Annotated in this window: 23 protein-coding genes; 12 read left to right on the plus strand and 11 right to left on the minus strand. The window is 46.1% G+C overall.

The window, feature by feature from the left end; genetic code table 11:
• Positions 1–5: 5 nt before the first annotated feature.
• Positions 6–767, minus strand: a complete 762-nt coding sequence (gene ppk2, locus D791_RS00375) for a polyphosphate kinase 2 (protein WP_036506405.1) — start codon at positions 765–767, stop codon at positions 6–8.
• Between the two features lie 323 nt (positions 768–1,090).
• Here ppk2 and D791_RS00380 point away from each other — a divergent pair, with 323 nt between their 5' ends.
• Positions 1,091–1,573 carry a YajQ family cyclic di-GMP-binding protein gene (locus tag D791_RS00380; RefSeq protein WP_036506408.1) on the plus strand — a complete coding sequence of 161 codons (483 nt, stop codon included), beginning with the start codon at positions 1,091–1,093 and terminating at the stop codon, positions 1,571–1,573.
• A 74-nt stretch (positions 1,574–1,647) separates the two neighbouring features.
• Here the strand turns inward: D791_RS00380 and D791_RS00385 are convergent, their stop codons facing one another.
• Entirely contained in the window at positions 1,648–2,409 is a 762-nt protein-coding gene (locus tag D791_RS00385; RefSeq protein ID WP_036506411.1) for an SDR family oxidoreductase, read from the minus strand.
• Between the two features lie 226 nt (positions 2,410–2,635).
• Here D791_RS00385 and D791_RS00390 point away from each other — a divergent pair, with 226 nt between their 5' ends.
• The 8 genes from D791_RS00390 to D791_RS00425 all read left to right on the plus strand — a co-directional run bounded on the left by D791_RS00390 (position 2,636) and on the right by D791_RS00425 (position 13,192).
• Entirely contained in the window at positions 2,636–3,103 is a 468-nt protein-coding gene (locus D791_RS00390; RefSeq protein WP_036506414.1) for an FxsA family protein, read from the plus strand.
• A 212-nt stretch (positions 3,104–3,315) separates the two neighbouring features.
• Positions 3,316–3,609, plus strand: coding sequence for a co-chaperone GroES (locus tag D791_RS00395; protein WP_036506416.1), 294 nt, complete (start codon positions 3,316–3,318; stop codon positions 3,607–3,609).
• A 64-nt stretch (positions 3,610–3,673) separates the two neighbouring features.
• Positions 3,674–5,317, plus strand: a complete 1,644-nt coding sequence (groL, locus tag D791_RS00400; protein WP_036506418.1) for a chaperonin GroEL — start codon at positions 3,674–3,676, stop codon at positions 5,315–5,317.
• A 998-nt stretch (positions 5,318–6,315) separates the two neighbouring features.
• Positions 6,316–7,998, plus strand: a complete 1,683-nt coding sequence (gene ltrA / locus D791_RS00405) for a group II intron reverse transcriptase/maturase (protein WP_081763655.1) — start codon at positions 6,316–6,318, stop codon at positions 7,996–7,998.
• A gap of 238 nt (positions 7,999–8,236) precedes the next feature.
• Positions 8,237–9,259, plus strand: a complete 1,023-nt coding sequence (locus D791_RS00410) for a coiled-coil domain-containing protein (protein ID WP_036506419.1) — start codon at positions 8,237–8,239, stop codon at positions 9,257–9,259.
• 75 nt (positions 9,260–9,334) lie between these two features.
• Positions 9,335–10,660, plus strand: coding sequence for a prephenate-dependent tRNA uridine(34) hydroxylase TrhP (gene trhP, locus D791_RS00415; protein WP_036507222.1), 1,326 nt, complete (start codon positions 9,335–9,337; stop codon positions 10,658–10,660).
• Between the two features lie 65 nt (positions 10,661–10,725).
• On the plus strand, positions 10,726–11,568 hold the full coding sequence (locus tag D791_RS00420) for a prenyltransferase (RefSeq protein WP_272944808.1): 843 nt from the start codon (positions 10,726–10,728) through the stop codon (positions 11,566–11,568).
• Between the two features lie 115 nt (positions 11,569–11,683).
• On the plus strand, positions 11,684–13,192 hold the full coding sequence (locus D791_RS00425) for a fumarate hydratase (RefSeq protein WP_036506420.1): 1,509 nt from the start codon (positions 11,684–11,686) through the stop codon (positions 13,190–13,192).
• Positions 13,193–13,254: 62 nt separating this feature from the next.
• Here D791_RS00425 and D791_RS20510 read toward each other — a convergent pair whose 3' ends face one another.
• The 6 genes from D791_RS20510 to coaE are packed head-to-tail and all read right to left on the minus strand — an operon-like array spanning position 13,255 to position 17,913.
• Positions 13,255–13,554: a UDP binding domain-containing protein gene (locus D791_RS20510; protein WP_237748454.1), complete on the minus strand. Its 300-nt coding sequence runs from the start codon at positions 13,552–13,554 to the stop codon at positions 13,255–13,257.
• A complete protein-coding gene (locus D791_RS00430) occupies positions 13,551–14,516 on the minus strand; it encodes a UDP-glucose/GDP-mannose dehydrogenase family protein (protein ID WP_237748455.1) in 966 nt (321 codons plus the stop codon). The genes D791_RS20510 and D791_RS00430 overlap by 4 nt, the downstream gene beginning before the upstream one ends.
• Positions 14,513–16,162, minus strand: coding sequence for a glucose-6-phosphate isomerase (pgi, locus tag D791_RS00435; protein ID WP_036506421.1), 1,650 nt, complete (start codon positions 16,160–16,162; stop codon positions 14,513–14,515). The genes D791_RS00430 and pgi overlap by 4 nt, the downstream gene beginning before the upstream one ends.
• A 23-nt stretch (positions 16,163–16,185) precedes the next feature.
• Positions 16,186–17,058, minus strand: a complete 873-nt coding sequence (gene galU / locus D791_RS00440) for a UTP--glucose-1-phosphate uridylyltransferase GalU (RefSeq protein WP_036506422.1) — start codon at positions 17,056–17,058, stop codon at positions 16,186–16,188.
• Positions 17,059–17,078: 20 nt separating this feature from the next.
• Positions 17,079–17,282 (minus strand): DNA gyrase inhibitor YacG, encoded by a 204-nt coding sequence (locus D791_RS19445; RefSeq protein ID WP_337588570.1) that lies wholly within the window; start codon positions 17,280–17,282, stop codon positions 17,079–17,081.
• Positions 17,269–17,913, minus strand: a complete 645-nt coding sequence (coaE, locus tag D791_RS00445; protein WP_036506424.1) for a dephospho-CoA kinase — start codon at positions 17,911–17,913, stop codon at positions 17,269–17,271. Before coaE ends, D791_RS19445 begins: the two co-directional genes overlap by 14 nt.
• A 123-nt stretch (positions 17,914–18,036) precedes the next feature.
• On the opposite strand from coaE, the gene D791_RS20515 reads away from it, so the two are divergent.
• Together D791_RS20515 and D791_RS20520 are read left to right on the plus strand one after the other, a co-directional pair.
• On the plus strand, positions 18,037–18,675 hold the full coding sequence (locus D791_RS20515) for an MATE family efflux transporter (protein ID WP_237748456.1): 639 nt from the start codon (positions 18,037–18,039) through the stop codon (positions 18,673–18,675).
• Positions 18,642–19,394, plus strand: a complete 753-nt coding sequence (locus tag D791_RS20520) for an MATE family efflux transporter (RefSeq protein ID WP_237748479.1) — start codon at positions 18,642–18,644, stop codon at positions 19,392–19,394. Before D791_RS20515 ends, D791_RS20520 begins: the two co-directional genes overlap by 34 nt.
• A gap of 37 nt (positions 19,395–19,431) precedes the next feature.
• On the opposite strand, the gene D791_RS00455 is transcribed toward D791_RS20520, so the two are convergent.
• Positions 19,432–21,129: an L-lactate permease gene (locus D791_RS00455; protein ID WP_036506426.1), complete on the minus strand. Its 1,698-nt coding sequence runs from the start codon at positions 21,127–21,129 to the stop codon at positions 19,432–19,434.
• A gap of 294 nt (positions 21,130–21,423) precedes the next feature.
• On the opposite strand from D791_RS00455, the gene phbB reads away from it, so the two are divergent.
• Positions 21,424–22,173: an acetoacetyl-CoA reductase gene (phbB, locus tag D791_RS00460; RefSeq protein WP_036506428.1), complete on the plus strand. Its 750-nt coding sequence runs from the start codon at positions 21,424–21,426 to the stop codon at positions 22,171–22,173.
• Positions 22,174–22,239: 66 nt separating this feature from the next.
• Here phbB and D791_RS00465 read toward each other — a convergent pair whose 3' ends face one another.
• Positions 22,240–24,039: a DUF349 domain-containing protein gene (locus tag D791_RS00465; RefSeq protein ID WP_036506430.1), complete on the minus strand. Its 1,800-nt coding sequence runs from the start codon at positions 24,037–24,039 to the stop codon at positions 22,240–22,242.
• Between the two features lie 104 nt (positions 24,040–24,143).
• Positions 24,144–24,872 carry a hypothetical protein gene (locus D791_RS00470; protein WP_036506432.1) on the minus strand — a complete coding sequence of 243 codons (729 nt, stop codon included), beginning with the start codon at positions 24,870–24,872 and terminating at the stop codon, positions 24,144–24,146.
• Positions 24,873–24,892: the final 20 nt, after the last annotated feature.

Genomic DNA, 24,892 nt, shown 5'->3' on the forward strand with positions numbered 1-24,892 from the left:
GTCTATTAAAGTAGCGTACGTGCAGGGATGCATATCTGTGGATCGGGCGTTAAGTTCAACGATGGTTTTTTGTTTGGATAGGGTAGATTGTTTAGGATATAGCGCATGGCATTGAGTCTCGCACGTTTTTTATCGTCGGATAAAAGTGTGATCCATGGGGAGTCGGCTGTATCTGTATGTCGAAACATGGCTTCTTTTGCATCGGTATAGGCGTCCCATTTGTCCAACGAAGCCATATCAATCGGTGAAAGTTTCCATTGTTTAAGTGGATCTGTTTTACGTGATTGGAAACGTTGGAACTGCTCATCGCGGCTGACTTCGAACCAGAGTTTAAATAATCGAATTCCACTACGGACCAGCATGCGTTCTAGATCAGGGGTGTCTCGCATAAACTCCAGATATTCTGATGGGCTGCAAAACCCCATGACACGCTCTACACCTGCGCGGTTGTACCACGAACGGTCGAATAACAACATTTCGCCTGATGTGGGCAGTTGTTTAATGTAGCGTTGGAAATACCATTGTCCAGATTCGACATTAGAGGGTTTTTCAAGAGCAATGATTCGGGCGTGCCGAGGGTTTAAGTGCTCCATGAAGCGCTTTATCGTGCCTCCTTTGCCTGCCGCATCACGCCCTTCAAAAATGATTACGACACGCTGTCCCGTTTCTCTAACCCAGCTCTGCACTTTCAAAAGTTCTATTTGAAGTGCTTTTTTTTCTTTTTCATACTCTTTACGCGAGAGTTTATTAGCATAAGGGTAGTTCATACTTCGCTCTTGTTTGTTGGTCGCGATTCTAATTTAGAGAAGGGTGTGTCCAGTTTGTTAGACAAGCGCTCATATTCATGGGCGTCTCTAAATTCCAATGCTCGGCTTCTTCAAGTGAAACCGTCCAAATTTATTGTGTTTTGGCCTTGATTCACTGATCATAGAGCGTTTGCACAGTGCGATTGACCAAGGTTATGTTTAGTCAGCTTTGTACATTCGCAGGCTTAAGGACGATGAGTTGTCCTAATGCCAAGAATGGTCTGGTTCATTACACTTCCCAATAATTTAACCTATCGTATACCTTAACACAAAGGAGATAAATTATGCCTTCATTTGATGTGGTTTCCGAGCTGGATTCCCATGAAGTGACCAACGCGGTAGATCAAGCAAATCGTGAAATACAAAGTCGCTATGACTTTAAAGGCGTGAAAGCCGATTTTGAGTTGCAAGATGATACAGTCAACATGACAGCCGAAGTTGATTTTCAATTGCAGCAGATGATGGATGTTTTGCGCAGTAAGCTCACGGGTCGTAATATTGATATACGTTGTATGGAAATAAAGGATCCCGATTTAAGTGGGGTTAAGGCGCGTCAGCAGGTTGTATTGCGCCAAGGGCTGGACCAAGCCTTATGTAAAAAGATCACCAAATTGGTGAAAGACACTAAGATGAAAGTGCAAGCACAGGTTCAAGGTGAAAAGGTTCGTATCACGGGTAAAAAGCGTGATGACTTACAGGAGGCCATAGCCTTGCTTAGGGCATCCAATCTTGAGCTGCCATTACAGTTCAATAACTTTCGAGATTGATCGATTTATAAAGCGATCCCAGAGCATCTCAACATGCCCAGGCTAGGGTATGTTGAGAAACTTTGTTAGCAGGATTAAATGCGCAAACCGCCGTCAATTTCGAAACAACGTCCGTTTACGTAATCATTTTCAAGAATGAAGGTTACGGTTGACGCAATTTCTTCAGGCTTGCCTAAACGTTTTGCTGGAATACCTGCCGCGATTTTTTCGAGCGCTTCAGGCTTCATGCTCATGACCATTTCAGTGCCAATATAACCCGGTGCAATTGACGCCGCACGGATACCGTAGCGAGACAGTTCTTTTGCCCAAGTAACCGCCATTGCTTGAACGCCGGCTTTTGTCGCCGTGTAGTTGGTTTGGCCCATGTTGCCAGAGCGAGACACAGACGAAATATTCACGATGCAGCCAGATGTGCCAAGCTCAATCATTTTGCAAGCGGCTTCACGACCACAAAGGAACGTGCCTGTTAAATTGACATCCATGACTAGGTTCCACTGGTCCATTGTCATTTTAGCCGCTACTTTTCCATCTTTGACTTTGATGAATAGACCATCGCGAGTGATGCCCGCATTGTTGACGAGTCCATGCAGTGTGCCAAAATCGCTGACAACATCATCAAACAGTTTCTCGACATCCGCTTCTACAGATACGTTGGCAATGTAGCCACGCGCTTCTGAGCCCAATTCGGCGCAGAGTCCGATGGTTTCGTCCAGATCTTGCTGGTTCAAATCGGCCAGAGCCAATTTAGCGCCTTTGCTGGCCAGTTCAAGCGCCATCGCGCGCCCTAAACCACGTCCGCCACCGGTGATGACGATCACTTTATCTTGCAGATCCATAATAATGTACCTAGTTGGTTGAACATGTCTCTATTGTGCGACGCAAAATGCTGCAGCGCAACAAATATTCTGTTATAAGTTGCTCATCTTTTGGTCGAATTTGAAATAAGGGAAAATACCTATATATGGGTGTAGGTCGGTTATGAATTGAGCTTCGTTCTATCATTGCTTGATTCACACTTGCGAATGTGATCCACTGCATTGGATTCATGCAAAGAGGTTACCTATGCGCTATATATTTTTACTCTTCATTATTGTCCCAATCATTGAAATCACCTTGCTGATTAACGTCGGCCAGATGATTGGAATTATGTACACGATAGGGTTAGTGCTTCTATCGGCATTTATTGGCGTCAATATGTTACGCGTTCAAAGTCTTAGCACTCTGATGAAGGCTCAGGAGCGGGTGAATCAAGGTGAAATTCCTGGAAAAGAAATGGCTGAAGGTGTTGTGCTGGCTGTTGGCGGTGCTTTGTTAGTGACGCCGGGGTTTGTCACGGATGTTGTGGGGTTTTGCTGTCTTATACCTTGGACGCGTTCGGCCATTGTTCGCTTTATTAGCCAGCGATTTCAGCTTATCGCGTCGCACAAGACCGTTCATGCTCGTTATACCGAAACCCATGTTAAATCCTCTCATGCATCCCATGCGGCTCCGGGTGATGTGATCGATGGTGAGTATACCCGTAAAGAATAATTTTTTGATGAACCATTGAAAATGAGTTTGCCTCCCCCCATATACCCCACCAGAGCTTAAGACGGACAGTGAAGTTAAATTTTTTTGACTTCAACCATTGAAAAAAAGATGTCTGGCCATATGTATCAGGCATCCATTAATGGAAACTGTCATTCTTTGACATTAAACCAAATAACATCGCTTTAGATCCTAACTACCAGGAGATATACCAGATGAACATTCGTCCACTTCACGATAATGTCGTTGTACGTCGCAGCGAAGAGGAAAAAACCACTGCAGGTGGCATCGTATTGCCAGGTTCTGCAGCTGAAAAGCCAAATCGCGGAGAAGTTCTTGCCGTTGGACCAGGTCGTACATTGAATAATGGAGAAATCCAAGCATCCTCTGTCAAAGTTGGCGATACAGTATTATTCGGTCAATATGCCCGTTCAAATGTAGTAAAAGTCGATGGCGAAGAACTGATGATTCTTCAAGAAAGTGAAATTTTCGCAGTGGTTGAAAAGTAATAACTCTCTCTATATCACGTAGCGTTTTTTATCTGACACCGAATTTATTATAGGATTCTAAATAATGGCTGCTAAAGAAGTACGTTTTGGTAATGATGCTCGTCAGCGTATGCTCGCTGGTGTAAATATTCTTGCTGATGCAGTAAAGACCACCTTAGGCCCTAAGGGTCGTAACGTTGTTCTTGAAAAATCGTTTGGCTCTCCAACCATCACCAAAGATGGTGTGTCTGTTGCTAAAGAGATCGAACTGAAAGACAAGTTCGAGAACATGGGCGCGCAGATGGTTAAAGAAGTTGCGTCTAAAGCCAATGATGTTGCAGGTGACGGTACAACAACGGCGACTGTTCTGGCACAAGCGATCGTTAATGAAGGCCTCAAGTCAGTTGCCGCGGGTATGAATCCGATGGACCTTAAGCGCGGTATCGACAAAGCGGCTGCAGCCGTTGTTGAAGAATTGCGCAAAATGGCAGTTCCTTGCACTGACTATAAGGCAATTGCACAGGTAGGTACTATCTCTGCAAACTCTGACGCTGAAGTCGGTCGTATCATTGCAGAAGCGATGGAAAAAGTTGGTAAAGAAGGCGTTATCACCGTTGAAGAAGGCTCTGGTTTTGATAATGAGCTAGATGTTGTTGAAGGTATGCAGTTTGATCGTGGCTACCTGTCACCTTACTTCATCAACAACCAAGAAACCATGTCAGCTGAGCTAGATGATCCGTTCATTCTGTTGGTTGATAAGAAAGTTTCTAACATTCGTGAACTTCTGCCTGTGCTTGAGCAGGTTGCTAAATCTTCACGTCCGTTACTGATCGTGTCTGAAGATGTTGAAGGTGAAGCCTTAGCAACGCTTGTGGTTAACAACATGCGTGGTATTGTTAAGGTGGCGGCTGTTAAAGCCCCTGGATTTGGTGATCGTCGTAAAGCCATGCTGCAAGACATTGCTGTTCTGACCGGTGGACAAGTCATCTCTGAAGAGATCGGTTTGTCTCTAGAGCAGGCAGGCCTTGATCATTTGGGAACGGCTAAGCGTGTTAGCATTACCAAAGAAAATACAACTATTGTTGATGGTGCGGGTTCACAAGCTGACATTGAAGCACGTGTTGCGCAAATTCGTGTTCAAATCGAAGAAACATCGTCTGATTACGACCGTGAAAAACTGCAAGAGCGCGTTGCTAAATTAGCAGGCGGTGTTGCTGTTATCAAAGTCGGTGCAGGCACCGAAGTTGAAATGAAAGAGAAGAAAGCACGCGTCGATGATGCTCTTCATGCTACACGCGCAGCCGTTGAAGAAGGTGTTGTACCTGGCGGTGGTGTTGCATTAATTCGTGCACTTGATAACGTCGGTAAGTTGCAAGGCGATAACCATGATCAAACGATCGGTATCGAGTTGGCTTTCCGTGCGCTTGAAGCACCGATTCGTCAAATCGTTACCAATGCTGGTGGCGAAGGCTCTGTAGTGGTATCTAAAATCCGTGAAGGCAGTGGATCTTTCGGTTTTAATGCGGCGACAGAAGAGTATGGCGATATGCTAGAAATGGGTATCATCGATCCTGCTAAAGTTACACGTGCAGCGCTTCAAGCCGCTGCGTCTATCGCAGGCTTGATGATCACCACTGAAGCTATGATAGCAGATTTGCCAGAAGACAAGCCTTCTATGCCTGATATGGGCGGCATGGGTGGAATGGGCGGCATGGGCGGCATGATGTAGTGCGACGAGAGTCGCGTAGGTAGCTAGCCTAACGGAACTACTCCCGTACTCACCACTTTTTGGTGAGTACACCCAGTCCGTAGAAAATAGCAATTTAAATACCCGGTGTCCGGGCTGCATTAAGCCCGGATATCGGACTACCTTCATAAGGTGGTACGAATTCGGTATTGGTGTAGCCAATATCTTTCCATCTGTAAAGATGAAATGGTATCCATGCCAAAGGTTCAGATTATTTGAATCGGACGGTAGGGGTCGTCGCGTCTTAAATGCTTAGCTGGTTCCCTCCGGCGTAAGCCATTTCTGTCATTGTCTCACCATTCGGGTAACTGAATTGGTAGCGAGACCTGTTGTTCAGCCAATAGTAGCCTAAGGATAGTGCATCGCTGGTAACGGCGTTGTGCGAAGCTTCCTGACAACGTAACCCCGCATTTGTGGTGCATTCTGACTGTGAGGTCGGATGTAGATTTTGCGAGCAACACGCAAATGAGGTGCAAGGCTGAGTGGTATGGTTAACATAAGTGAACTGCTGATAAACACCGTCAACCGCAAAGAGCTAAAAGTTGCTGATAAGCTCTGACCAAAATGGTACGTGGTCGGTTATTCCTCTTACATCTGGGAATACGCTGACAAAATGACCACCGGTGGATAAGCAGAACCTAACCCATTCATGTGACAGGTATGGAACTCGGTAAGCCCGTATCTTCGCCACTATGGCAGGTGAGCCGTAAGGTGAGCTGTTGAGGGTGCGGGTAGAGGATGTTGGAAAAAGCAAATGCTCAGCTGTAATGGCTGGGATAGGGGTTCAAACTTTGCCCTGACCGGAAACGGTGCCCACTTCCAACTGGTCTTTAATCGCGTAACGGCTTGTAAAGCCATCAAATGAAGTAGCGACTGTTCGCAGTCCTGACTTTAATAATAATCCCTCGTGGGACAGTGTTTACACTTCCCGCGAGGGAAGAGTGTGCACGTTTCTCCGAGGTACTATGGAGAGCAGCAAGATGTGTACTTCAAACGAAGTACCTGCGTTCTCCCACCTTGTCAGCGGATGGCATTCGATTGATTGGGAATCCAGTCATCGTAAGGTGAGAGGGCTACAGGTACGCATCGCGAAAGCGGTTAATACTCAGCAATGGCGAAAGGTTAATAGCCTACAGCGTATGCTGGTGCACTCGTTCTCAGCCAAGGCATTGGCTGTAAAGCGAGTAACTGAAAACCGAGGGCGAAAAACTCCCGGTGTTGATGGCGAAACGTGGGACACCCCAGATGCCAAATGGAATGCTGTGCATTGTCTGGAGCGGAAGGGCTATAGGCCTAGACCGCTTCGGCGTGTTTACATACCTAAGAGTAATGGCAAAAGTCGTCCTCTGGGTATACCGACGATGCTAGATAGAGCAATGCAGGCTTTATACCTGCTTGCTTTGGAGCCAGTATCGGAAACAATAGCGGACCGTAACTCTTATGGCTTTCGACCACTACGCTCTACGGCAGATGCGATTGAGCAATTGTTCGTCAATCTCAGTCGAGTTAACTCGGCTAAGTGGGTGTTAGAGGGCGATATTAAAGGGTGTTTCGACAATATCAATCATAACTGGTTGATCGAAAACGTTCCATTGGATCGTGGGATAGTCAGGAAATGGTTGAAGGCAGGGTACATGGAATCCGGCCAGTTGTTCCCAACCGAGGCGGGAACACCACAGGGAGGTATTATCTCGCCTGTATTGGCCAATATTGCGCTTGATGGTTTGGAAAAGGAGTTAGAAGCCCTATTTGGGAAGAAAAACACCAAGGCCAGCTACAAGACAAAGGTCAATTATGTGCGGTACGCCGATGACTTTGTGATTACAGGTATCTCGAAAGAGCTACTAGTGAATGAGGTGAAACCAGTCGTAGAAGCCTTTATGGCAGAACGTGGTTTGACTCTTTCAGCAGAGAAAACGGTTATAACGCATGTGTCGGAAGGGTTTGACTTTCTGGGTCAGAATGTCAGGAGTTATAAAGGCAAGCTGTTAATTAAGCCTGCCCATAAAAACCTGAAATCATTTTTGGCAAAGATTAGGCAAATAGTGAAAGGAAATAAAACAGTTCCAACATGGCAACTGATAGATCTACTTAATCCAGTAATTAGGGGTTGGGCAAACTATCACCGTCATATTGTTGCTAAAGAAACCTTTAACTATGTGGACTATCGTATCTGGAAAATGCTGTGGCAGTGGTGCAGACGGCGACACCTTAATCGTCGTAAACGCTGGATCAAGGATAAGTACTTTAAGCGCGTTGGAAAACGTAATTGGGTATTTTCAGATCACTATCCAAGTGGAAAGCTAGCCACGCTGCTATATGCAAATGACACGCCGATAAAGCGGCACACGAAAATCAAGGCAGAAGCGAATCCGTATCTTCCGGAGTTTGAAACCTACTTCGAACAGCGTTTGGAGTATGTGTGGAGAAATTCGGAACAAGGCAAACGGAAGACCTACACGCTTTGGAATCGACAGCAGAAACGCTGCCCGATGTGCAATCAATTGATAACGTTTGAGACAGGATGGAATGTTCATCATATTATCGAACGGCACAAGGGCGGTGATCACAAGTTGGAGAATCTAGTGTTGCTTCATCCAAATTGCCATCGTAAACTGCATACTAATAAGGGTATGCTAACTGCTGGCTTTATAAACAAATGAAGCTTTTAAAGGCTTGAGCCGTATGCGGGGAAACTCGCACGTACGGTTCTTAGGGGAGGGGTGACCAGTAATGGTTGCTTTTTACCCGACATATCGCCCTAGTTAGTCTTTTCTAACTGAAAAAAAGCTCTGCATCTGATAATCTGATACGCCTTAGTATCTTTATCAGGTGCGGAGCTTTTTGCATTATAGCTTCACCTAACAATGGTCACTGTTTGGCAATGGGAGTTTGGTGTTCATGAGTACACGGCAAGAACCTCAACTTAATATCGAACGGCTGAAAGATCGCTCAGAAGATGCGATCAGTATTTTGCGCGCAGATGTCCAATTGATTAAACAGCAGCAAAAGCGTGGCGTTAGTATTTTTTTTCGACTGCTTATCCTGCTGTTGTTAGTAGCTGTAGGGGGGCTGGGTTGGAAACTGATTGAATTAAATGACCTGCTTGATCGACAGCAAGCGGTGCTCGCATCAACACAAGCCGATTTGGAAGCGCAGTTGCAGAGGCTGGATCGAAACATGTCTGAGAATCAGCAGGTGGTTGATGTAACAGAGGCGTCTTTTGCGGATATGCTGGCCAGTGTCGAAGCGGAGTCGGCTGAAAATTATGGCTATTTGAATTCAGAGATCATCAAAATATGGGATCAAATGTTACGGCTTCGTCCTGAAGATATTGGGCATATGCAAGCGTCTTTAATACAGCAAGAAGCGGCGTTAGACGCGATTAATCAGGCCATTCAGCAATTGCAGTCAAGCAATGAAGAGGTTGCTGTATTAAGCAATGCCGTTGATAGATTAGAAGAGCGTTTTACTCAAAATCCAATCGATGAGGTTGTAAACCAGCTTCGTGACCAAGTGATTGCAATAACGGTAACGCTGGAGCAGTTGCCGAGCGTCGCGCAAGTGAGTGATATGAACGACAGGCTGGATCAATTAACTGCAGCCGCAGATGTAAGCGAAGCGATCGATGTTGAGCCTATCTCTCGCCGCCTTGATGAGATCGCTCGTCAGTTGCAAACCCAAGAAGCTCAGATAGCCTCTCAAATAACACAGCTGCAAAACGATCAGCGTAGAACGGATCAACGTTTGGCAGGGCTGAATAACCCTGCGCCTTCCGTTCCTGTAGGCTTGGAGACAAAGGTGAATCAGCACGAGATCGCTATTCAAGCCATTGATGGTTCAAGAATTCAGATAAGTCGTGATATTTTACAGCTACGAGAGCAGGTCAATCGTATACAATTACGATTAGAGCAAATGAATTAACGGAATAAATGCTTTTAGCAGACACTTGGGTTTTGACCCAATGTAAACGTATTTAAAGTGATGAGTAGATAAATGATACGACAGCCAGAGCTTTTGTCTCCAGCGGGGACACTCAAAAACATGAAATATGCCTTCGCATATGGTGCGGATGCCGTATATGCAGGTCAGCCGCGTTATAGCCTGCGTGTGCGCAATAATGATTTTAATCATGACCACTTGGCTCAAGGTATTTCGATTGCTCATCAGTTGGGTAAGAAGTTTTTTGTTGCGAGCAATATATTGCCCCACAACTCGAAGCTCAAAACCTACATGGATGACATCACGCCCGTTATCGAAATGGGGCCAGACGCGTTGATTATGTCAGATCCAGGTTTGATCATGATGGTTAAAGATCGCTTCCCTGAAGTGCCAATCCATTTGTCCGTTCAAGCCAATACAATGAACTGGGCAAGCGTTAAGTTCTGGCATCGTATGGGCGTTGAGCGAGTGATCCTGTCTCGAGAGCTGTCGCTTGATGAAGTTGAAGAAATACGTCAACGCTGTCCTGAAATGGAAATAGAGGTTTTCGTTCACGGTTCATTATGTATTGCTTATTCAGGTCGTTGCTTGCTGTCAGGCTATATCAATCATCGAGATCCAAACCAAGGGACTTGCACGAATGCGTGCCGTTGGAAGTACGATGCACATGAGGCAAAGCAAGATGATTCAGGAGATATTGTTCCGGTTCAGCAGTTTGAGCCAGAACAAAAGCCAAGTGAGCAAATATTCTTGCTACAGGAGCAGTCACGTCCGAACGATTATATGCCTGTATTTGAGGATGAACATGGAACCTATATCATGAACTCAAAGGATCTTAGGGCTATACAGCATGTGCATCGACTTGCTTCCATGGGCGTTGATTCGCTGAAGATCGAAGGTCGCACTAAATCACACTATTATGTTGCCAGAACTGCGCAAGCCTATCGTCGAGCCATTGATGATGCGGTTGCCGGAAAGCCCTTTGATATGGAGCTGATGGATGTGTTGGAAAACCTGGCAAACCGTGGCTACACCGAAGGCTTTTATCGCCGCCACGTTCATGACCAGTATCAGAACTATGAGACAGGTAACTCTGTGGGCGTGCACCAGCAGTTTGTTGGTGAAATTGTAGAACAGGATACTCAAAATGGACGTTTAGTGATTGATGTAAAAAATCGTTTTGAGTGTGGAGACACGCTAGAATTGATGACGCCAGCCGGTAATCATCGTTTCCGTTTAGATGAGCTTTTATCCACAACGGGTGCCAGGATTGAAGCGGCCCCAGGCTCTGGTCATCGCGTTATGTTTCCCATGAATTTAGAGGGCGATATGACCTACGCACTTTTAATGCGAGACCTTCCAAACGCCCCTGCTAAAAATTAAGAACCCAATGGCAAAATCGTATGATTTCATAAGCTGTAAGGCCCTTTTCATTTCCAGTTGCACTGATTACCTGTGGTTTGGGTATTTTGATGGCCTTTTTGGATGGTGTCTGGAGTCCATCAAAAGCTGGGTTGATTCTTGTCGCAGGTATCCTGCTTCAAGCCGGTGTTAATTTAATTAATGACTACGCCGACCTGACAACGCACCCGCAGCTTAACAACAAAAAGGCGTCCAGTCTCTTGGCGGCTCGTCAGATTGTTCGTAACTTTCAGCTAGGGCTGTTGGCGATTCTATTAGCGGCTGTCATCGGTTTTTATTTGGTTATCCAATCAGATCCACTCCTGTTGTGGATTTGTGTGATTGGCTTTGTTGGCTGTTTGGGCTATACCTTGCCACCCTTGTCTTTTAAGCACCGTGGATTGGGTGTTGTCTTGGTCTTCTGGTTGATGGGCGTCCTAATGGTGAAGGGAAGCTATTTAGCCTTAGGGGCCAACTTCAACCTGCAAGTCGTCTTAATGTCGTTGCCGATCAGTTGTTTAGTGTCTCTGCTATTGTTGAGTAACGAGTTGCGCGATTATGAGGTTGATGCGGCGCAACACATCACAACACTTACTGTTAAGATTGGCTACGAAAAAGCGCAGTGGCTGTATATCGGATTGCTGGTGATGTCGGTATTGGTCAGTTTGGCATTATGGCTATTTGGACTATTACCTACACCTTATTGGCTGATCTTGAGTCTGCCGTTTCTGATCAAACCTTTCCGATTGCTCAGTGCTGAGCCTGCTGCACGTATGGCTCTAACGCCCGCTACAGCTCGGTTTTTGTTATTATTTGGCCTGTGCTTTGCCCTGACCTTAGTACAGCCTATCCTGATTGGCGTTTTCTATACGTTTTATACTAATACCTGACAGGCAGTTGTTCGATTTTAGGGTATAATCACGTCCCTATGACGCGTCGATATTCTGCGCATCTGTCGAAGAACCACCTGTCAATTTAATGTAACAGCCCGATTGGAGACTCCCAATGAGCGTTATCCGTCAAGACGATTTCATTAATAGCATTGCTGATGCACTGCAGTTTATATCCTACTATCACCCGATTGATTTTGTAAAAGCAGTGCATGAAGCGTATCAGCGCGAAGAAAATCCTGCCGCTAAAGATGCAATGGCACAGATTTTAATTAACTCCCGCATGTGTGCTGAAGGTAAACGCCCTATCTGTCAAGATACGGGAATCGTGACGGTTTTTCTTAAAGTGGGTATGAACGTTCAGTGGGATGCCAAAATGAATGTGACCGATATGGTCAATGAAGGCGTCCGTCGTGCTTACTTGAATCCTGATAATGTCTTGCGTGCTTCGATATTAGCTGATCCAGCAGGAAAGCGTCAGAACACTAAAGACAATACGCCTGCCGTCATCCATTATGAGATCGTTGACGGTGATGAGGTTGAAGTTCATGTCGCTGCAAAAGGCGGTGGTTCTGAAAACAAGTCCAAAATGGCCATGCTGAATCCTTCAGACAGTATCGTTGATTGGATTGTGAAAACAGTTCCAACCATGGGAGCGGGTTGGTGTCCTCCTGGAATGCTCGGAATAGGCATTGGTGGCACCGCAGAGAAGGCGGCTGTGATGGCGAAGGAGTCCTTGATGGATCCTATCGATATTCATGAAATTCGTGAGCGTGGTCCTCAAAATCGAGTGGAGGAGTTGCGTTTAGAAATCATGGATAAGGTCAATGCTCTAGGCATTGGTGCTCAAGGTCTGGGCGGTTTAACAACGGTACTGGATATCAAAATCAAAGACTATCCGACTCATGCGGCGTCTTTGCCTGTCTGTATGATTCCGAACTGTGCTGCTACGCGCCATGCCCATTTCACACTTGATGGTTCTGGCCCAGCTGTATTGACACCACCGAGTTTGGAAGACTGGCCAGAAGTGACGTTTGAAGTGGGCAGCAATACCCGCCGTGTTAACCTAGATGATGTAACACCTGAAGAAGTCGCAACTTGGCAGGTCGGCGAAACCGTTTTATTGAATGGTAAAATGCTGACTGGACGTGATGCTGCCCACAAGAAAATGATCGAAATGTTGAACAACGGCGAAACCTTGCCTGTCGATCTGAAAGGCCGTTTCATTTACTACGTTGGACCTGTTGACCCTGTTCGTGATGAAGTGGTGGGTCCTGCTGGCCCGACAACGTCTACGCGTATGGATAAGTTCACTCGCCAGATTCTCGAAACAACGGGGCTGTTGGGGATGATTGGTAAGTCGGAGCGTGGGCCGGTTGCAATCGACGCCATACGTGACAGTAAAGCCGTTTACTTGATGGCCGTCGGTGGTGCTGCTTACTTGGTATCAAAGGCGATTGTCGGTGCTAAGGTGCTTGCTTTTCCAGAATTAGGAATGGAAGCGATTTACGAGTTTGAAGTAAAGGATATGCCTGTGACAGTTGCGGTTGATGTTAAAGGGGAGTCTGTTCACAACACAGGTCCTGCTAAATGGAAGGACATCATCGCTCATCAAAAGGCCTAACGTTTGAATCAATCAGCTGCAGTATTGTATGACTGCAGCTGATTGATTCATTTACACATTGATCACCGACCAACGCCGTAATAGGTAAATCCAAGTTCTCTTAAAAATTGAGGTTCCCAAATGTTGCGGCCATCAATAATGAGGGGGGTTTTCATATTGGCTTTAAGTTGATCAAAATCAGGTGATGCATACTCATTCCATTCCGTTATCAACAAGAGTGCATCGCTGTTTAGCGTCGCCTCAATCGCCGTTTCACAATAAATAATCTGGCTATTGGCACCAAAGTAGGTATGCAGCTCCAACATTGCAGCTGGATCATGCACTTTGATCACTGCACCTTGGGCCAACAAGGCTTTAATCACACGGACAGCGGGTGCATTTTCAATGCTGCGATGCCGGGTTTGAATGCCACTCCCCAGATACTTATTACCTTATCGCGAATATCACACTGATAGTGTTGCCATAGCTTACGAAATGGCAATTCCTTTTGTTTTTCGTTTTCGCTTAGCACCATTTCCAGTAGTGTTGATCTTTGTTTGTGGCTGAGAAGGTCGGCCAAGCTTTTGATGCTGTGTGTAAAATGCTGGCCACCAAATCCACAGCCGGGCTGAAGATAGTGTTTGCCAACTCGAACATCGGCACTCATGCCCTGTATGACCAAATCGATATCCACGTGAAGTTGATCGGCCAGATTGGCTAATTCATTGATATAGCCTAAGCGAAGTGCAAGCATGCCGTTTATTGCAAACTTGGTGAACTCAGCTTCCTGCGGACTCATGAATTGAATTTGTTCCAAACCACCGCTAAATGGCCGGAAAATGGCTTTTAGCAGGGGTAGGGTTCGATCCGTATCACTGCCAATGATGAGTACGTCAGGATTGTTAAATTGATACAAAGCCAATCCCTGTTGGAGCGTGTCAGGGATGTAAGCGATACTCTGATGTGCGGGGTCGATTAAAAAACTGCGAAGCTTTTCACTTGCGCCAATACCAAAATTGCTTTGGTTTATGACCAACAAGCGCTTGTTGCGAGTTGTTAATGTGTCAATGATGGTCTGGGCTTGATTGAACTCCGAGGGGGCCATCGCCATCCAATGAGTTTCAAATGCACAACCTTCTTCAAATGAGCATGCAAAGAGTTGCTTTTTGTCCCGTTGTGTTTGAATGGCTGCCATTAAGCCAGGCTCATTGCAAATGCTAGTATCTTTGGGAATGAGCGCGGTGTTATGGGTTTCGCGCACCATATAGATATGATTGCCTTTTTCGGCAAGGCTGACAGCGCTGACCCATGCGGCTAGTTCGTCTCCCCATATTGCAATTTTCATGATGTTGTATCCTGATCCTTGTATTGGCAAAACTGGTTCAGTGCATGGATTTCTGTGAGCAATGCATTGGTTGCTCCATCAAAATTGCCCGTCTCTTGGTTTTCTATACTTTCTAGCAACTCATTTGCCATCACTTTTCCGAGCTCCACACCCCATTGATCAAAAGGATTAATATTCCAGATGACCGCTTGGGTATAGACCTTATGCTCGTAAAGAGCAATAAGCGCTCCAAAATTATAGGGGTTGAGTTCATCAAGTAAAAAGGTTGTGCTGGGTTGGTTACCGGGATAGCGCTTGTGGGCTGGCGCATTTTCCGCGTGTTTAATAACATCGTCACCCAGTGCCAGTGTACGTGATTGCGCTAAACAATTTGCCAGGGCAAGGCGATGTTGTTTTTTCAACTCATCGCTGTGGTCATCGTATCGTCGTGCAGGCAGAATAAAGTCGCACATGACTCTTTCTGTTCCCTGATGCAGAAGTTGGTAAAACGCATGTTGCGCATTTGGACCCACTTCACCCCATAAAACAGGGCAGGTGCGTCGTGTTACAGGTTCACCGGATTGCGTAACGGATTTGCCGTTACTTTCCATTTCAAGCTGTTCTAAATACGCCGGCAAATGTGCCAAGCGACCATCATACGGAAGGATGGCATGTGCATGAATGTCTAGAAAATTAATGTTCCAGATTTCCGTTAACGCGAGCAAGACAGGTAGATTGCGCTCAAAAGGCGTATGTCTGAAGTGCTGGTCCATGCTGTGGGCACCATCCAAAAGCTGACGGAAGCCTGTCATCCCAATTTTGAGGGCGATGGGCAACCCAATCGCAGACCACAGAGAGTAACGTCCTCCAACCCACTGTGCAAAGTGGAGCTGATTCTCACAAGGGATTCCCCACTCATTGGCTTTATCAGGAACGGCTGTCACACCGATAAAGTGGCGTTTCATCAATAGGGCATCGTCAAGACCACTGGCATTGCAAAGCCACTCTCTAGCGGTGGCTCCATTGGCTAAGGTGTCAATGGTTGTAAAGGATTTGGATGCCAAAATAAAGAGCGTGTTAGCAGGGTTGAGATGGTCGAGTACTTCTGCCAGTTGACTTCCATCCATGGAGGAAACAAAAATAAACTCCAGTTTTTGTTCTGTTGGAGCTCTAAACTCGGCCAAGGCTTTACAGGCCATCATTGGCCCTAGATCCGATCCGCCAACACCAATGTTTACGATAGTGGTAATCGGCTCACCTGAGAATCCACGCCATTGTCCAGCATGAATTTGAGTCACGATTTCATCCATGCGGCCTAAGCTTTCATAGACTTCATCAATTACATTCCGACCCTCATACTCGATTTGAGTCGATTTGGGGGCACGTAAAGCCGTATGCAATGCTGGGCGTTGCTCGGATTGGTTGACGATATCGCCTTCGAATAAACGTTCAATATGCTTGGTTAAATCAGACGCCTCAGCCAGTTGTGCAAGGCGTTTGAAGGTTTCAGGCACGATCCGCTGTTTTGAAAAATCTAACAATAAATGGTCATGACGGTGCTTCAATGAGTCAATGCGTGCCTCATCCTTGAGTAACTCTTTCAAATGGAGCGATTTCACTTCCTCAGCGTGCTCGCTGAGTCGTCGCCAAGCGTTTTCTGTCGTCATAGTCCTATTACTCCACTCTCGGTTTAGAGAGACTTCAGGAAGGATTGCACCGCATCTTTGGTTTCTGGATGTTGAAGCCCAAATGCAATATTGGCCTGTATGAGTCCGGCTTTATTACCGCAGTCATAGAGATTGCCACGCATAGAATAGGCCTGCAGCTTAGACTCTTGCAATAAGGCTTCTAATGCATCCGTCAGTTGAATTTCACCACCTGCCCCAGGTGTAGTGTGCTGTAAAATTTCCATCACACGAGCGGGCAGTATATAGCGCCCAACAATGGCGAGGTTAGAAGGAGCTTCAGCGGCCTTAGGTTTTTCGATCATACCGATGATATCGGTCGATTCGCCAGGCTGGATGCTAATGCCCGCGCAATCAACAATACCATAGCGCTCAACCTGTTCTTCAGGGACGCCTTCGACCATGATTTGACCCAGTCCCGATCCTTGGTAAGCCGCTACCATTGAGGTCATGTCCCCTGTCGTTTGGCTGTTATCAATCAACATATCTGGAAGCATCACCGCAAAATCGTCCTTGCCAATAACACTGGCCGCACACAATACCGCATGACCTAAGCCGAGTGCTTTGGGTTGACGCACACTGATGACCGAAACCCCAGCAGGTAAAATATGGCGAACGCTATTCAGTAGATCAACCTTTTGTTTCCGTTCTAATTCGGCTTCAAGTTCATAGTTATGATCAAAGTGATCCTCAATCGCATTTTTGCCGCTGCGAGTGACCAGAACAATCTCTTTGAATCCGGCAGCAATTGCTTCTTCGACCACGTACTGGATAACAGGTTTATCCACAACCGTCAGCATTTCTTTTGGAATGGCCTTGCTGGCTGGCAGTACGCGGGTTCCTAAACCTGCCACGGGAATCACAACTTTACTTAACATCTGCTTATATCCTTAATTGTTTAATGTGGTCGTTTGGATGATCCATCGTCTGTTAATTCATCACTCCAGAGGTCAGACTCTGGAGATACTGGGATTTGATAACCTTCACTGGCCCATTCTCCTAGGTCTATGAGTTTGCAGCGCTCACTGCAAAAGGGGCGCCAAGGATTGCTGGCGTCATATAGAGTGGGCGTTTGACATTGTGGGCATTTAATCTGTTTCACGGGTATCTCTGGATAGTTGTTGCACAGTCTTTGATAATGTTTGTTCTTGTAAGGTGCTATGAAGGTTCGCCAACTGTTGATGCAGCTCTGTCAATGTCTGGCTGTTATCAATGATAAAATCGGCACGGTTGAGACGATCTACGCGGCTTAGCTGTTGGCTCATGATTTTTTGTATGGACTCAATGGATGCCTGATCGCGTGATGCGCTGCGAGCAAGTTGGAGTGCTTCGGGAACGTCAATGATGACAATCTTATCAGCGAGTGTCCATTGATCGGTTTCAAGTAAAAGGGGAGACACTAACACAACATAAGGAGATGAACTTGGGGCTTGAAGGTCCATTAAAATCTGGCTGCGAATCATAGGGTGCAATAGCGCCTCAAGCCAGTCTTTTTCTTCGGGTTGATCAAAAATAACACTCCTTAGATAGCGTCTATTGAGGTGTCCATCTTGATTGATAGATTGCTCGCCGAAGTGCTCTGCAATTTGAGCAAGCGCAAACGAGCCTGGCGCAACAACACTGCGAGCCACTTTATCGGCATCAATAATTGAAACTCCGAGTGTTTCCAAATAATCGGAAGCGGCGGTTTTCCCACTCCCAATGCCACCCGTGAGTCCTACAACCCAGTTCATGATATTCCTTTCATTCTACAGACTGAGCCAATATTACCTCAATTTTTGCTGAGTATCATCACTGCATGTATAACCTAAGGGTTAGGTGGTAGAATTTTGTTCTTTTGGGTTTAATGGGAGCTCATGAGTAATCCACCTGATCTATTAAAGGGTCCGCTGCGTCCTGTGTTAGTGCAAATGACGGTACCGATGATGTTTGGTATTGTCAGTTTAATGCTCTTTAACTTGGTGGACATTTGGTTTGTAGGCTTGCTGGGCACTGAACCTATGGCAGCGCTTGCGTTTACCTTCCCTGTCTCGTTTGCCATTGTTAGCTTGGCGATAGGTCTTGGGATTGGCATGTCAGCGACTCTAGCACGTCGTATTGGCCGTGGAGAGACCGATACTGCTGCAGCCATGGCGACCGATACATTGTTAATGACTTTTATCCTTATGCTATTTGTTGGCATTCTGGGGCAGTGGGCGATTGATCCTGTTTTTGTGCTCATGGGGGCTGATGAAGCTTTACGGCCACTGATTCATGATTACATGCAGATTTGGTTTGCAGGCTCGGTTTTCATGGTGATGAACATGGTCTGCAACAGCATTTTCCGCGCGCGAGGGGACACGCGGCGCTCGGCGATGGTGATGCTCATTGCGTCTGCTCTGAATTTGATATTCGATCCTATCTTAATCTTTGGGTTAGGTCCGATTCCGGGGTTGGGGATTCAGGGGCCGCATTGGCCAGCGTGTTGGCTTGGGCGATCACTACGGCCATCGTGATCAGTATTTTAGTTCGGCGCCGTCAACTCAAGTGGCGTCCACTTGCCTCCATTCATGCAATCTTTAGGCATTGGGGGGAAGTCTTATCCATCAGTATTCCTGCGGCGTTATCCAATATAACGACGCCTATCGCAAATGGTGTGTTAACAGCCTTGGTTGCCAGTCATGGTGCGGCGGCTGTGGCTGCTTTTGGAGTGGGTAATCGTTTAGAGTCTTTGTCTTTATTGGTGTGTTTAGCCCTATCCATGACCTTGCCTCCACTGATTTCTCAAAATTACGGTGCAGGTCAAATAACTCGTGTTAAGAAAGCCTATTCGAGTGTGATTCGTTTTGCATTGTGTTGGCAACTAGGCCTTTATCTTGTTTTCATTCTCATCGCCGATCCTGTTTCGAACTGGTTTACCTCAGATCCAGATGTGGCTTATTGGATCAAAATCTGGATATTGATCGTTCCGGTGGGTTTTGGTTTTCAGGCGACAACTTTTCTTAGTGCCTCGACATTTAACGCGTTGCATCAGCCGCTTAAAGCACTATGGATCAGTTTAATTCGCTTATTTTTGTTGTATCTGCTTGGGGTGGCTTGGAAATTATGTCGGTGGGTTAGAGGGGATGTTTGCTGCGCTGGTTTTGGCCAATGTATTAACGGCTATGCTGGCTTGGTATTGGGTGAGGCATCATTTACAGAGTTTAATGCAGCCCGTGTAGACACCCCTATCTAAGGCGAGCTTGATAGGGGTGTCATAGGTTCAATAAGGGTTAAGACAGCAAAGGATCGCTTACATTAAATACGTGAATCGCCATTAGGGTGAGAATGCCCGCCATCACTAAGTAATAGACTGTTGGGATAATCGTCATGCGAATGGTTTGACCTTCGCGTCCCAGAAGTCCTACGGTTGCTGAAGCGGCGACGATGTTGTGTATCGCGATCATATTTCCAGCCGCAGCACCCACGGCTTGCGCAGCGATTAACAGCGCGCTGGAGACTCCAATAAGATGTGCTGTATCAAATTGGAATTGCGCCATCATCAAGTTAGAAACCGTATTGGATCCTGCGATGAATGCGCCTAATGCCCCTACGCTGGCGGCGAAGAAGGGGTATACATCTCCGACACTATGAGCAACGAATTCAGCCATGGCTCTTGGCATTGAGGGTAAGTCAGCCATATTCACGCCGGAGTTGATCAGAATACGAACCATGGGAATGGTGAAGATTAAAACGAACCCTGCACCTAATAGCGTTTTGGATGACTCACTAATTGCAGATCCCAACTCAGGCAAGCGCATTCTGTGCAGTAAAAAGGTCGCAAGGACGATGAGCACCATGATACCGCCAGGTAAGTACAGGAACTGAATACTTCCCGACACGCCCGCTTCTCCCAGAATATTAGACCACCCTAAGACTAGGTTCTGAGTAAAAAAGGCTTTTACATCGCTATTGACGCGTGACAGAACGAGCAGTGCGGCGAGTAAAAGATAGGGAAGCCAGGCCAACCAAAGGTTCATTGGACGTTTTGCCGTTAAGCTATCAAGCTTAATTTCGATATTTCCCATCCAGCCTACAGGCCAGTGTTTCGCCTCTGCAAAATCCCAGCCTTGTTTTGGAATTAAAAATCCGGCTTTTGCGGCTGGAACAACAATGAGAAGTCCAACCAATGCACCAATCATGGATGGGAATTCAGGGCCAAGGAAAACGCCAGCCGCTGCGTAGGGAATCACGAAAGCAAGCCCTGCAAAAATAGCAAAGGGAGCAATTGTTAGCCCTTCTTTCCAAGAACGTTTTTCACCAAAGAAACGGGTCAGCATGATACACATGAATAGCGGCATCAAAATACCAATGACAGCGTGAATGATGGCGACTTCTGACGTGATCAGTCGATAAAAAGTATCCCAATCTGAACCTTGAGCGATCAGCGTTTCGGTAATGCTTGCTCTATCAAGTCCACCCGATACACCCACCACAATCGGGGTGCCAACAGCGCCAAAAGATACAGGTGTGGATTGAATCATCATCCCGATCATAACGGCAGCCAGTGCTGGAAAACCTAGCGCCACTAACAAGGGAGCGGCAACAGCAGCGGGCGTTCCAAAACCTGAAGCCCCTTCAATGAAGCAACCAAATAACCAGGCAACAATAATCACCTGTACTCTTCGGTCTGGGCTAATATCGGAAAAGCCCCCGCGAATGGCGGTGATGGCACCCGAGTGCTTTAGTGTATTGAGTAACAGAATGGCCCCAAAAATAATCCAAAGAATCGATCCTGTCAGGATTAACCCTTGGAGCGTGGAGGCGAGGACACGATTCAACGTCATATCCCAAGCGGTGAGTGCAATTGCTGCTGTCATTAAGAAAACAACAGGCATTGCACGCTTTGCGGGCCAATGTAAGCCGACCAAAAGAATGGCTGCTACGATCAGCGGGGCAAAGGCTAAGAGAGAAAGCCATGTTTGACTCATGCTTAATTCCCGTTCATTAATGTTTATTTTGTAAATTGGTATTACCAATTTGTCCGGTTTAAGTTGGCTAGAGTAGGTGCATGTGTGTGGGGAGTCAATTAAATAACGCGTATCTACGACTTATGTATAAAAACTTTTGCAGTTAACACTAAAGTCACGCTAGAGTAATAATTCGACTGGTACTATGCTTAGGAAGAGCAAATAAGATGGTATACGCCTTTAAATATCTGACTAAGCGTGTTCTTATTGATCGAGTAATACTAAAAGACAAAAATTTACAATGGGATGTGAAATATGACAAAAAGAGTAGCTTTGGTAACAGGTGGTACAGGTGGCATCGGAACAGCAATTTGTAGAGCGCTGGTTGATGCTGGTTTTCGCGTTGTTGCGGGATACAACAGTGGCGGTAATCATGACAAAGCAAAAGAGTGGCAAGAAGAGCAACGTAAAGACGGATATGAAATTGACGTAGCGTATGGCGATGTCACCGATGCTGAGTCTTGTGCAGCCTGTGTTGAGACCGTAAAAGAATTGACAGGAGGGAGTGTTGATGTCTTAGTGAACAATGCAGGTATTACGCGTGACGGTATGTTCAAGAAGATGAGCTGGGAGCAGTGGAACGAGGTGCTCAGTGCAAACCTCGACAGTATGTTCCACATGACGCGCCTTGTGATTAATCCTATGTTAGACAAAGGCTTTGGTCGGATTATCAATATATCGTCTGTAAATGCTCAAAAAGGCCAGTTTGGTCAGTGTAACTATTCGGCTGCAAAAGCGGGTATTCACGGTTTCACGAAAGCACTTGCACAAGAAGTGGCAGCCAAAGGCATCACAGTGAATACTGTCTCTCCTGGTTATATTATGACGCCAATGGTGGCTAAAATTGCGGAGGAGGTTCAACAAAAGATTTGTTCAACGATTCCAGTTGGTCGTTTCGGTACGCCTGAAGAGATTGCTCGTGCGATTGCCTTTATTGCGGATGAAAGTTCAGGTTATATCACAGGATCTGACTTGTCGATTAACGGCGGATTGCATATGAGCTAATTCGACGACGTCGAACAGCTAAGCATTAAGCCGGATTTCCGGGCTTAATTGTGTCTGACGAGACGATTAGTGATGTGTTTCAGTTAATGAATGTTCTTGAGTTAGCTCATAGAACCTTTCTTCAATCTCATTAAACTGCCATGAAAAGCTTACAAACGACCACTCGGTGATTAAATCAGTAACATCGGCATCATGAGAAAGGTTAGACGCTGAATCTAAAGAGTCTTGCAAACGTTGCATTTGATAAGCCATACGAAGCGTTTCATCTTCTTCCGGCGAAGGCTGTTGCTTTAATATTTCCAAACGAATACAAACGAGTCTGGCCTCTTCTTGGGCGCGGGTCAGTAAAGCATCTAGAGTATCAGGATTGTCTAGCAGACTTTCTACACGCTTAATTCTTCCTATAAAGCCTTCGATCACAGGTGCGGGGAGTGAAGTGCTCTTAAGCGTATTGAGTGCTTCTAGGCACAGCTCAGGCGTTAAGGTGCTTTCCGCATAGAGGACTTCCACATTCTCACAAAGAGCTGACATGCGTTTTAGCAATTGTAAATGTTGTTGCTGCTGTTTTTGGCGATGATTGGCAACTTGTTTTGCTTTTTCATTGTCTTGACGTTGAGTCTGTTTTAAATGTGCGAAAACCTCATCACTAATTTCACGTAACTCAAGCCATAAACGTCGTTCTAAACTATGGAAGGTAGTACCAACGGTTTTCCATTCCTGTTGCAAACGTTTGATCTGTTCTGCTGCGTCGCGCTTATCTTCCAGCTCAAGAAGGGTTCGTGCTTGCGCCAGTAGGCTTTTTTTCATCTCAGCACAGGATTCTTTATGAGCATTAATTTTGTGATCAATTTGCGAAATGAGTTCATTGAATTGTTGTTGAACCAGTTTTCCTGGAGAGCGATCAACTGGTGTGAAGCGTTTCCACTCTTGTTTTGCGGTATGTGCGATTTGGTCAATCGCTTTCCAATCAGGGGCAGCCCAGTCTAAATGCTGGAAATAGTCACTCAAGTATTCACAAATGGCTTTTCGCTGCGATAGATTCCACGCACGTTCCTGACTCAAGCGCTTAAAGTGTTCATCACACGGCTTATACGCTTCTTGGGAGGCCTGATGGAAACGTTGCCAAAGCTCGCGTGAATGTTGAGCACCTTGTTGATCTAACTGCTTCCATTCTTTTTGAAGCGTTTTAATACGCTCTGCTAACGCCGAGGGTTCTTGGTTTGGGCTTTCAGCTAAGGCTTCCATTTGCAAGCAAAGTTGTTCTTTCTTGGCTTGCGTCGCAAAAGACTGCCATTCTAGCAACTCATTAAGCCTTGCAATTTCGGCTTTGAAGGTCTTTTCAATATGAGCAGACACAATCGGATCATGCAAATAAGGTGTCAGTTCATCAATGATGCTTTGGGCATTCAGTGTTTCACCCGCATTGATACAACTCGTTAACAGATTGAGTTTTTCACTGGCATGCGCGAGTGCTTCGCTGTTTTTGCTTTGGATTTGTTCGAGGGCTTGCTTCAATGTCGATTGCATTTGCTCCAGCTGCTGAAGCAGACGTGGTAAAGGCAAATTAGATGGCCATGCAATCAACTTAATGGTTTTTTGAATCTGTTTGAGTTGTTTTTCCTGTTCAGCATCACTTTCTGGCAGGGCCAATAACCCGTCAAGATCGGAGGTGTGCTGTTGATAGCGTACCAGTAAATCCAGCTGTTGCTGAGAGCGCTCAAGGAGTTCAGGAATATCCTGTTTGTAGGTCAGAATTCTCAATACTTTATTCAGCTCGTTTTGCTGGATTTTGCATTCTGATAACGGACCTGCTTCTAATTGAAGTTCATCTGTTAAATTTGCAACCAGTGCACTGAGTGCATTCAAGTGCGCTTCACAAGAGGCTCTCAATTGATCTGATTGGCGTTTATTTTCTTGTATGGCGGCCTCTTCCTCCTGCAGTGTGGCTAAGTACGCATCTGCTTTAGAGATCAGGCCTGATACTCGTCATTGCGAGTATCTAAATTAAGATGGGTCCACTCATCGGTTAAAGACTTGAGCCGCGTGGAAAAGTGTAGTTTATCTTGCCCATCGACAAGGTTTGAGAAGCTTTTTAACAGCTCCTGTTGTTTGTGTTGCTTGGCCTGTGCCGCCATCAGGGCTTCTGCATGTGCATTAAGCGCGTCTTTTGTGATTCTGAAGACAACCTTGTCGTGACCTTTTGACTGCTTGTTCACTTCCTCAAGTTCAGGAAGACCCGTCAGTGCCGATGCCGCTTGCTGGCGAGTCGATGCGAGCGGTGATTTGAGAGCCAGTGTTGCCAGTGAAGATTGATGAGCAACGTATTTAAATAAGGTGTCATGGACGGCGGGTGCCTGGCTTTCAAGCAGAAGTGTGACCAGCAAATCGTGAGTTTCAGGTGTTAGCTGATATTTAGCCCCCTTAATTTGCCCTGATGTCACAAGTGTTTGACTTAATCGCGTCAGCAGTAACGCCATGACATCTGTATCCGTTTCGGATAACAGAAGTTTGGCGAATACGGAGAGGCTGTCTATTTTGGAGATAGCCGATTTCCTAACCTCAGCGGAGGGGTCTTGCTGTGCAAGATTGACGAGTGTTTCAAATTCATCAGCATTTTGAGCGTTGAGCTGATTGACTGCACGTGATCTGACGCTTGCATCAGAGTGTCGCCATTTGGGCCTAAACAGATTTAAAAACATCAATTACCCCAGCCGGTATG

Origin of the sequence: Nitrincola nitratireducens (assembly GCF_000585235.1) — a bacterium.
GTDB classification, from domain to species: domain Bacteria; phylum Pseudomonadota; class Gammaproteobacteria; order Pseudomonadales; family Balneatricaceae; genus Nitrincola; species Nitrincola alkalisediminis.

What these genes read in the sequence shown, in the direction of transcription:
- ppk2 (WP_036506405.1), bottom strand. Translation starts at nt 767, where the DNA reads ATGAACTACCCTTATGCTAATAAACTCTCGCGTAAAGAGTATGAAAAA.
- D791_RS00380 (WP_036506408.1), top strand. Translation starts at nt 1,091, where the DNA reads ATGCCTTCATTTGATGTGGTTTCCGAGCTGGATTCCCATGAAGTGACC.
- D791_RS00385 (WP_036506411.1), bottom strand. Translation starts at nt 2,409, where the DNA reads ATGGATCTGCAAGATAAAGTGATCGTCATCACCGGTGGCGGACGTGGT.
- D791_RS00390 (WP_036506414.1), top strand. Translation starts at nt 2,636, where the DNA reads ATGCGCTATATATTTTTACTCTTCATTATTGTCCCAATCATTGAAATC.
- D791_RS00395 (WP_036506416.1), top strand. Translation starts at nt 3,316, where the DNA reads ATGAACATTCGTCCACTTCACGATAATGTCGTTGTACGTCGCAGCGAA.
- groL (WP_036506418.1), top strand. Translation starts at nt 3,674, where the DNA reads ATGGCTGCTAAAGAAGTACGTTTTGGTAATGATGCTCGTCAGCGTATG.
- ltrA (WP_081763655.1), top strand. Translation starts at nt 6,316, where the DNA reads ATGTGTACTTCAAACGAAGTACCTGCGTTCTCCCACCTTGTCAGCGGA.
- D791_RS00410 (WP_036506419.1), top strand. Translation starts at nt 8,237, where the DNA reads ATGAGTACACGGCAAGAACCTCAACTTAATATCGAACGGCTGAAAGAT.
- D791_RS00425 (WP_036506420.1), top strand. Translation starts at nt 11,684, where the DNA reads ATGAGCGTTATCCGTCAAGACGATTTCATTAATAGCATTGCTGATGCA.
- D791_RS00430 (WP_237748455.1), bottom strand. Translation starts at nt 14,516, where the DNA reads ATGAAAATTGCAATATGGGGAGACGAACTAGCCGCATGGGTCAGCGCT.
- pgi (WP_036506421.1), bottom strand. Translation starts at nt 16,162, where the DNA reads ATGACGACAGAAAACGCTTGGCGACGACTCAGCGAGCACGCTGAGGAA.
- galU (WP_036506422.1), bottom strand. Translation starts at nt 17,058, where the DNA reads ATGTTAAGTAAAGTTGTGATTCCCGTGGCAGGTTTAGGAACCCGCGTA.
- coaE (WP_036506424.1), bottom strand. Translation starts at nt 17,913, where the DNA reads ATGAACTGGGTTGTAGGACTCACGGGTGGCATTGGGAGTGGGAAAACC.
- D791_RS20515 (WP_237748456.1), top strand. Translation starts at nt 18,037, where the DNA reads ATGAGTAATCCACCTGATCTATTAAAGGGTCCGCTGCGTCCTGTGTTA.
- D791_RS00455 (WP_036506426.1), bottom strand. Translation starts at nt 21,129, where the DNA reads ATGAGTCAAACATGGCTTTCTCTCTTAGCCTTTGCCCCGCTGATCGTA.
- phbB (WP_036506428.1), top strand. Translation starts at nt 21,424, where the DNA reads ATGACAAAAAGAGTAGCTTTGGTAACAGGTGGTACAGGTGGCATCGGA.
- D791_RS00470 (WP_036506432.1), bottom strand. Translation starts at nt 24,872, where the DNA reads ATGTTTTTAAATCTGTTTAGGCCCAAATGGCGACACTCTGATGCAAGC.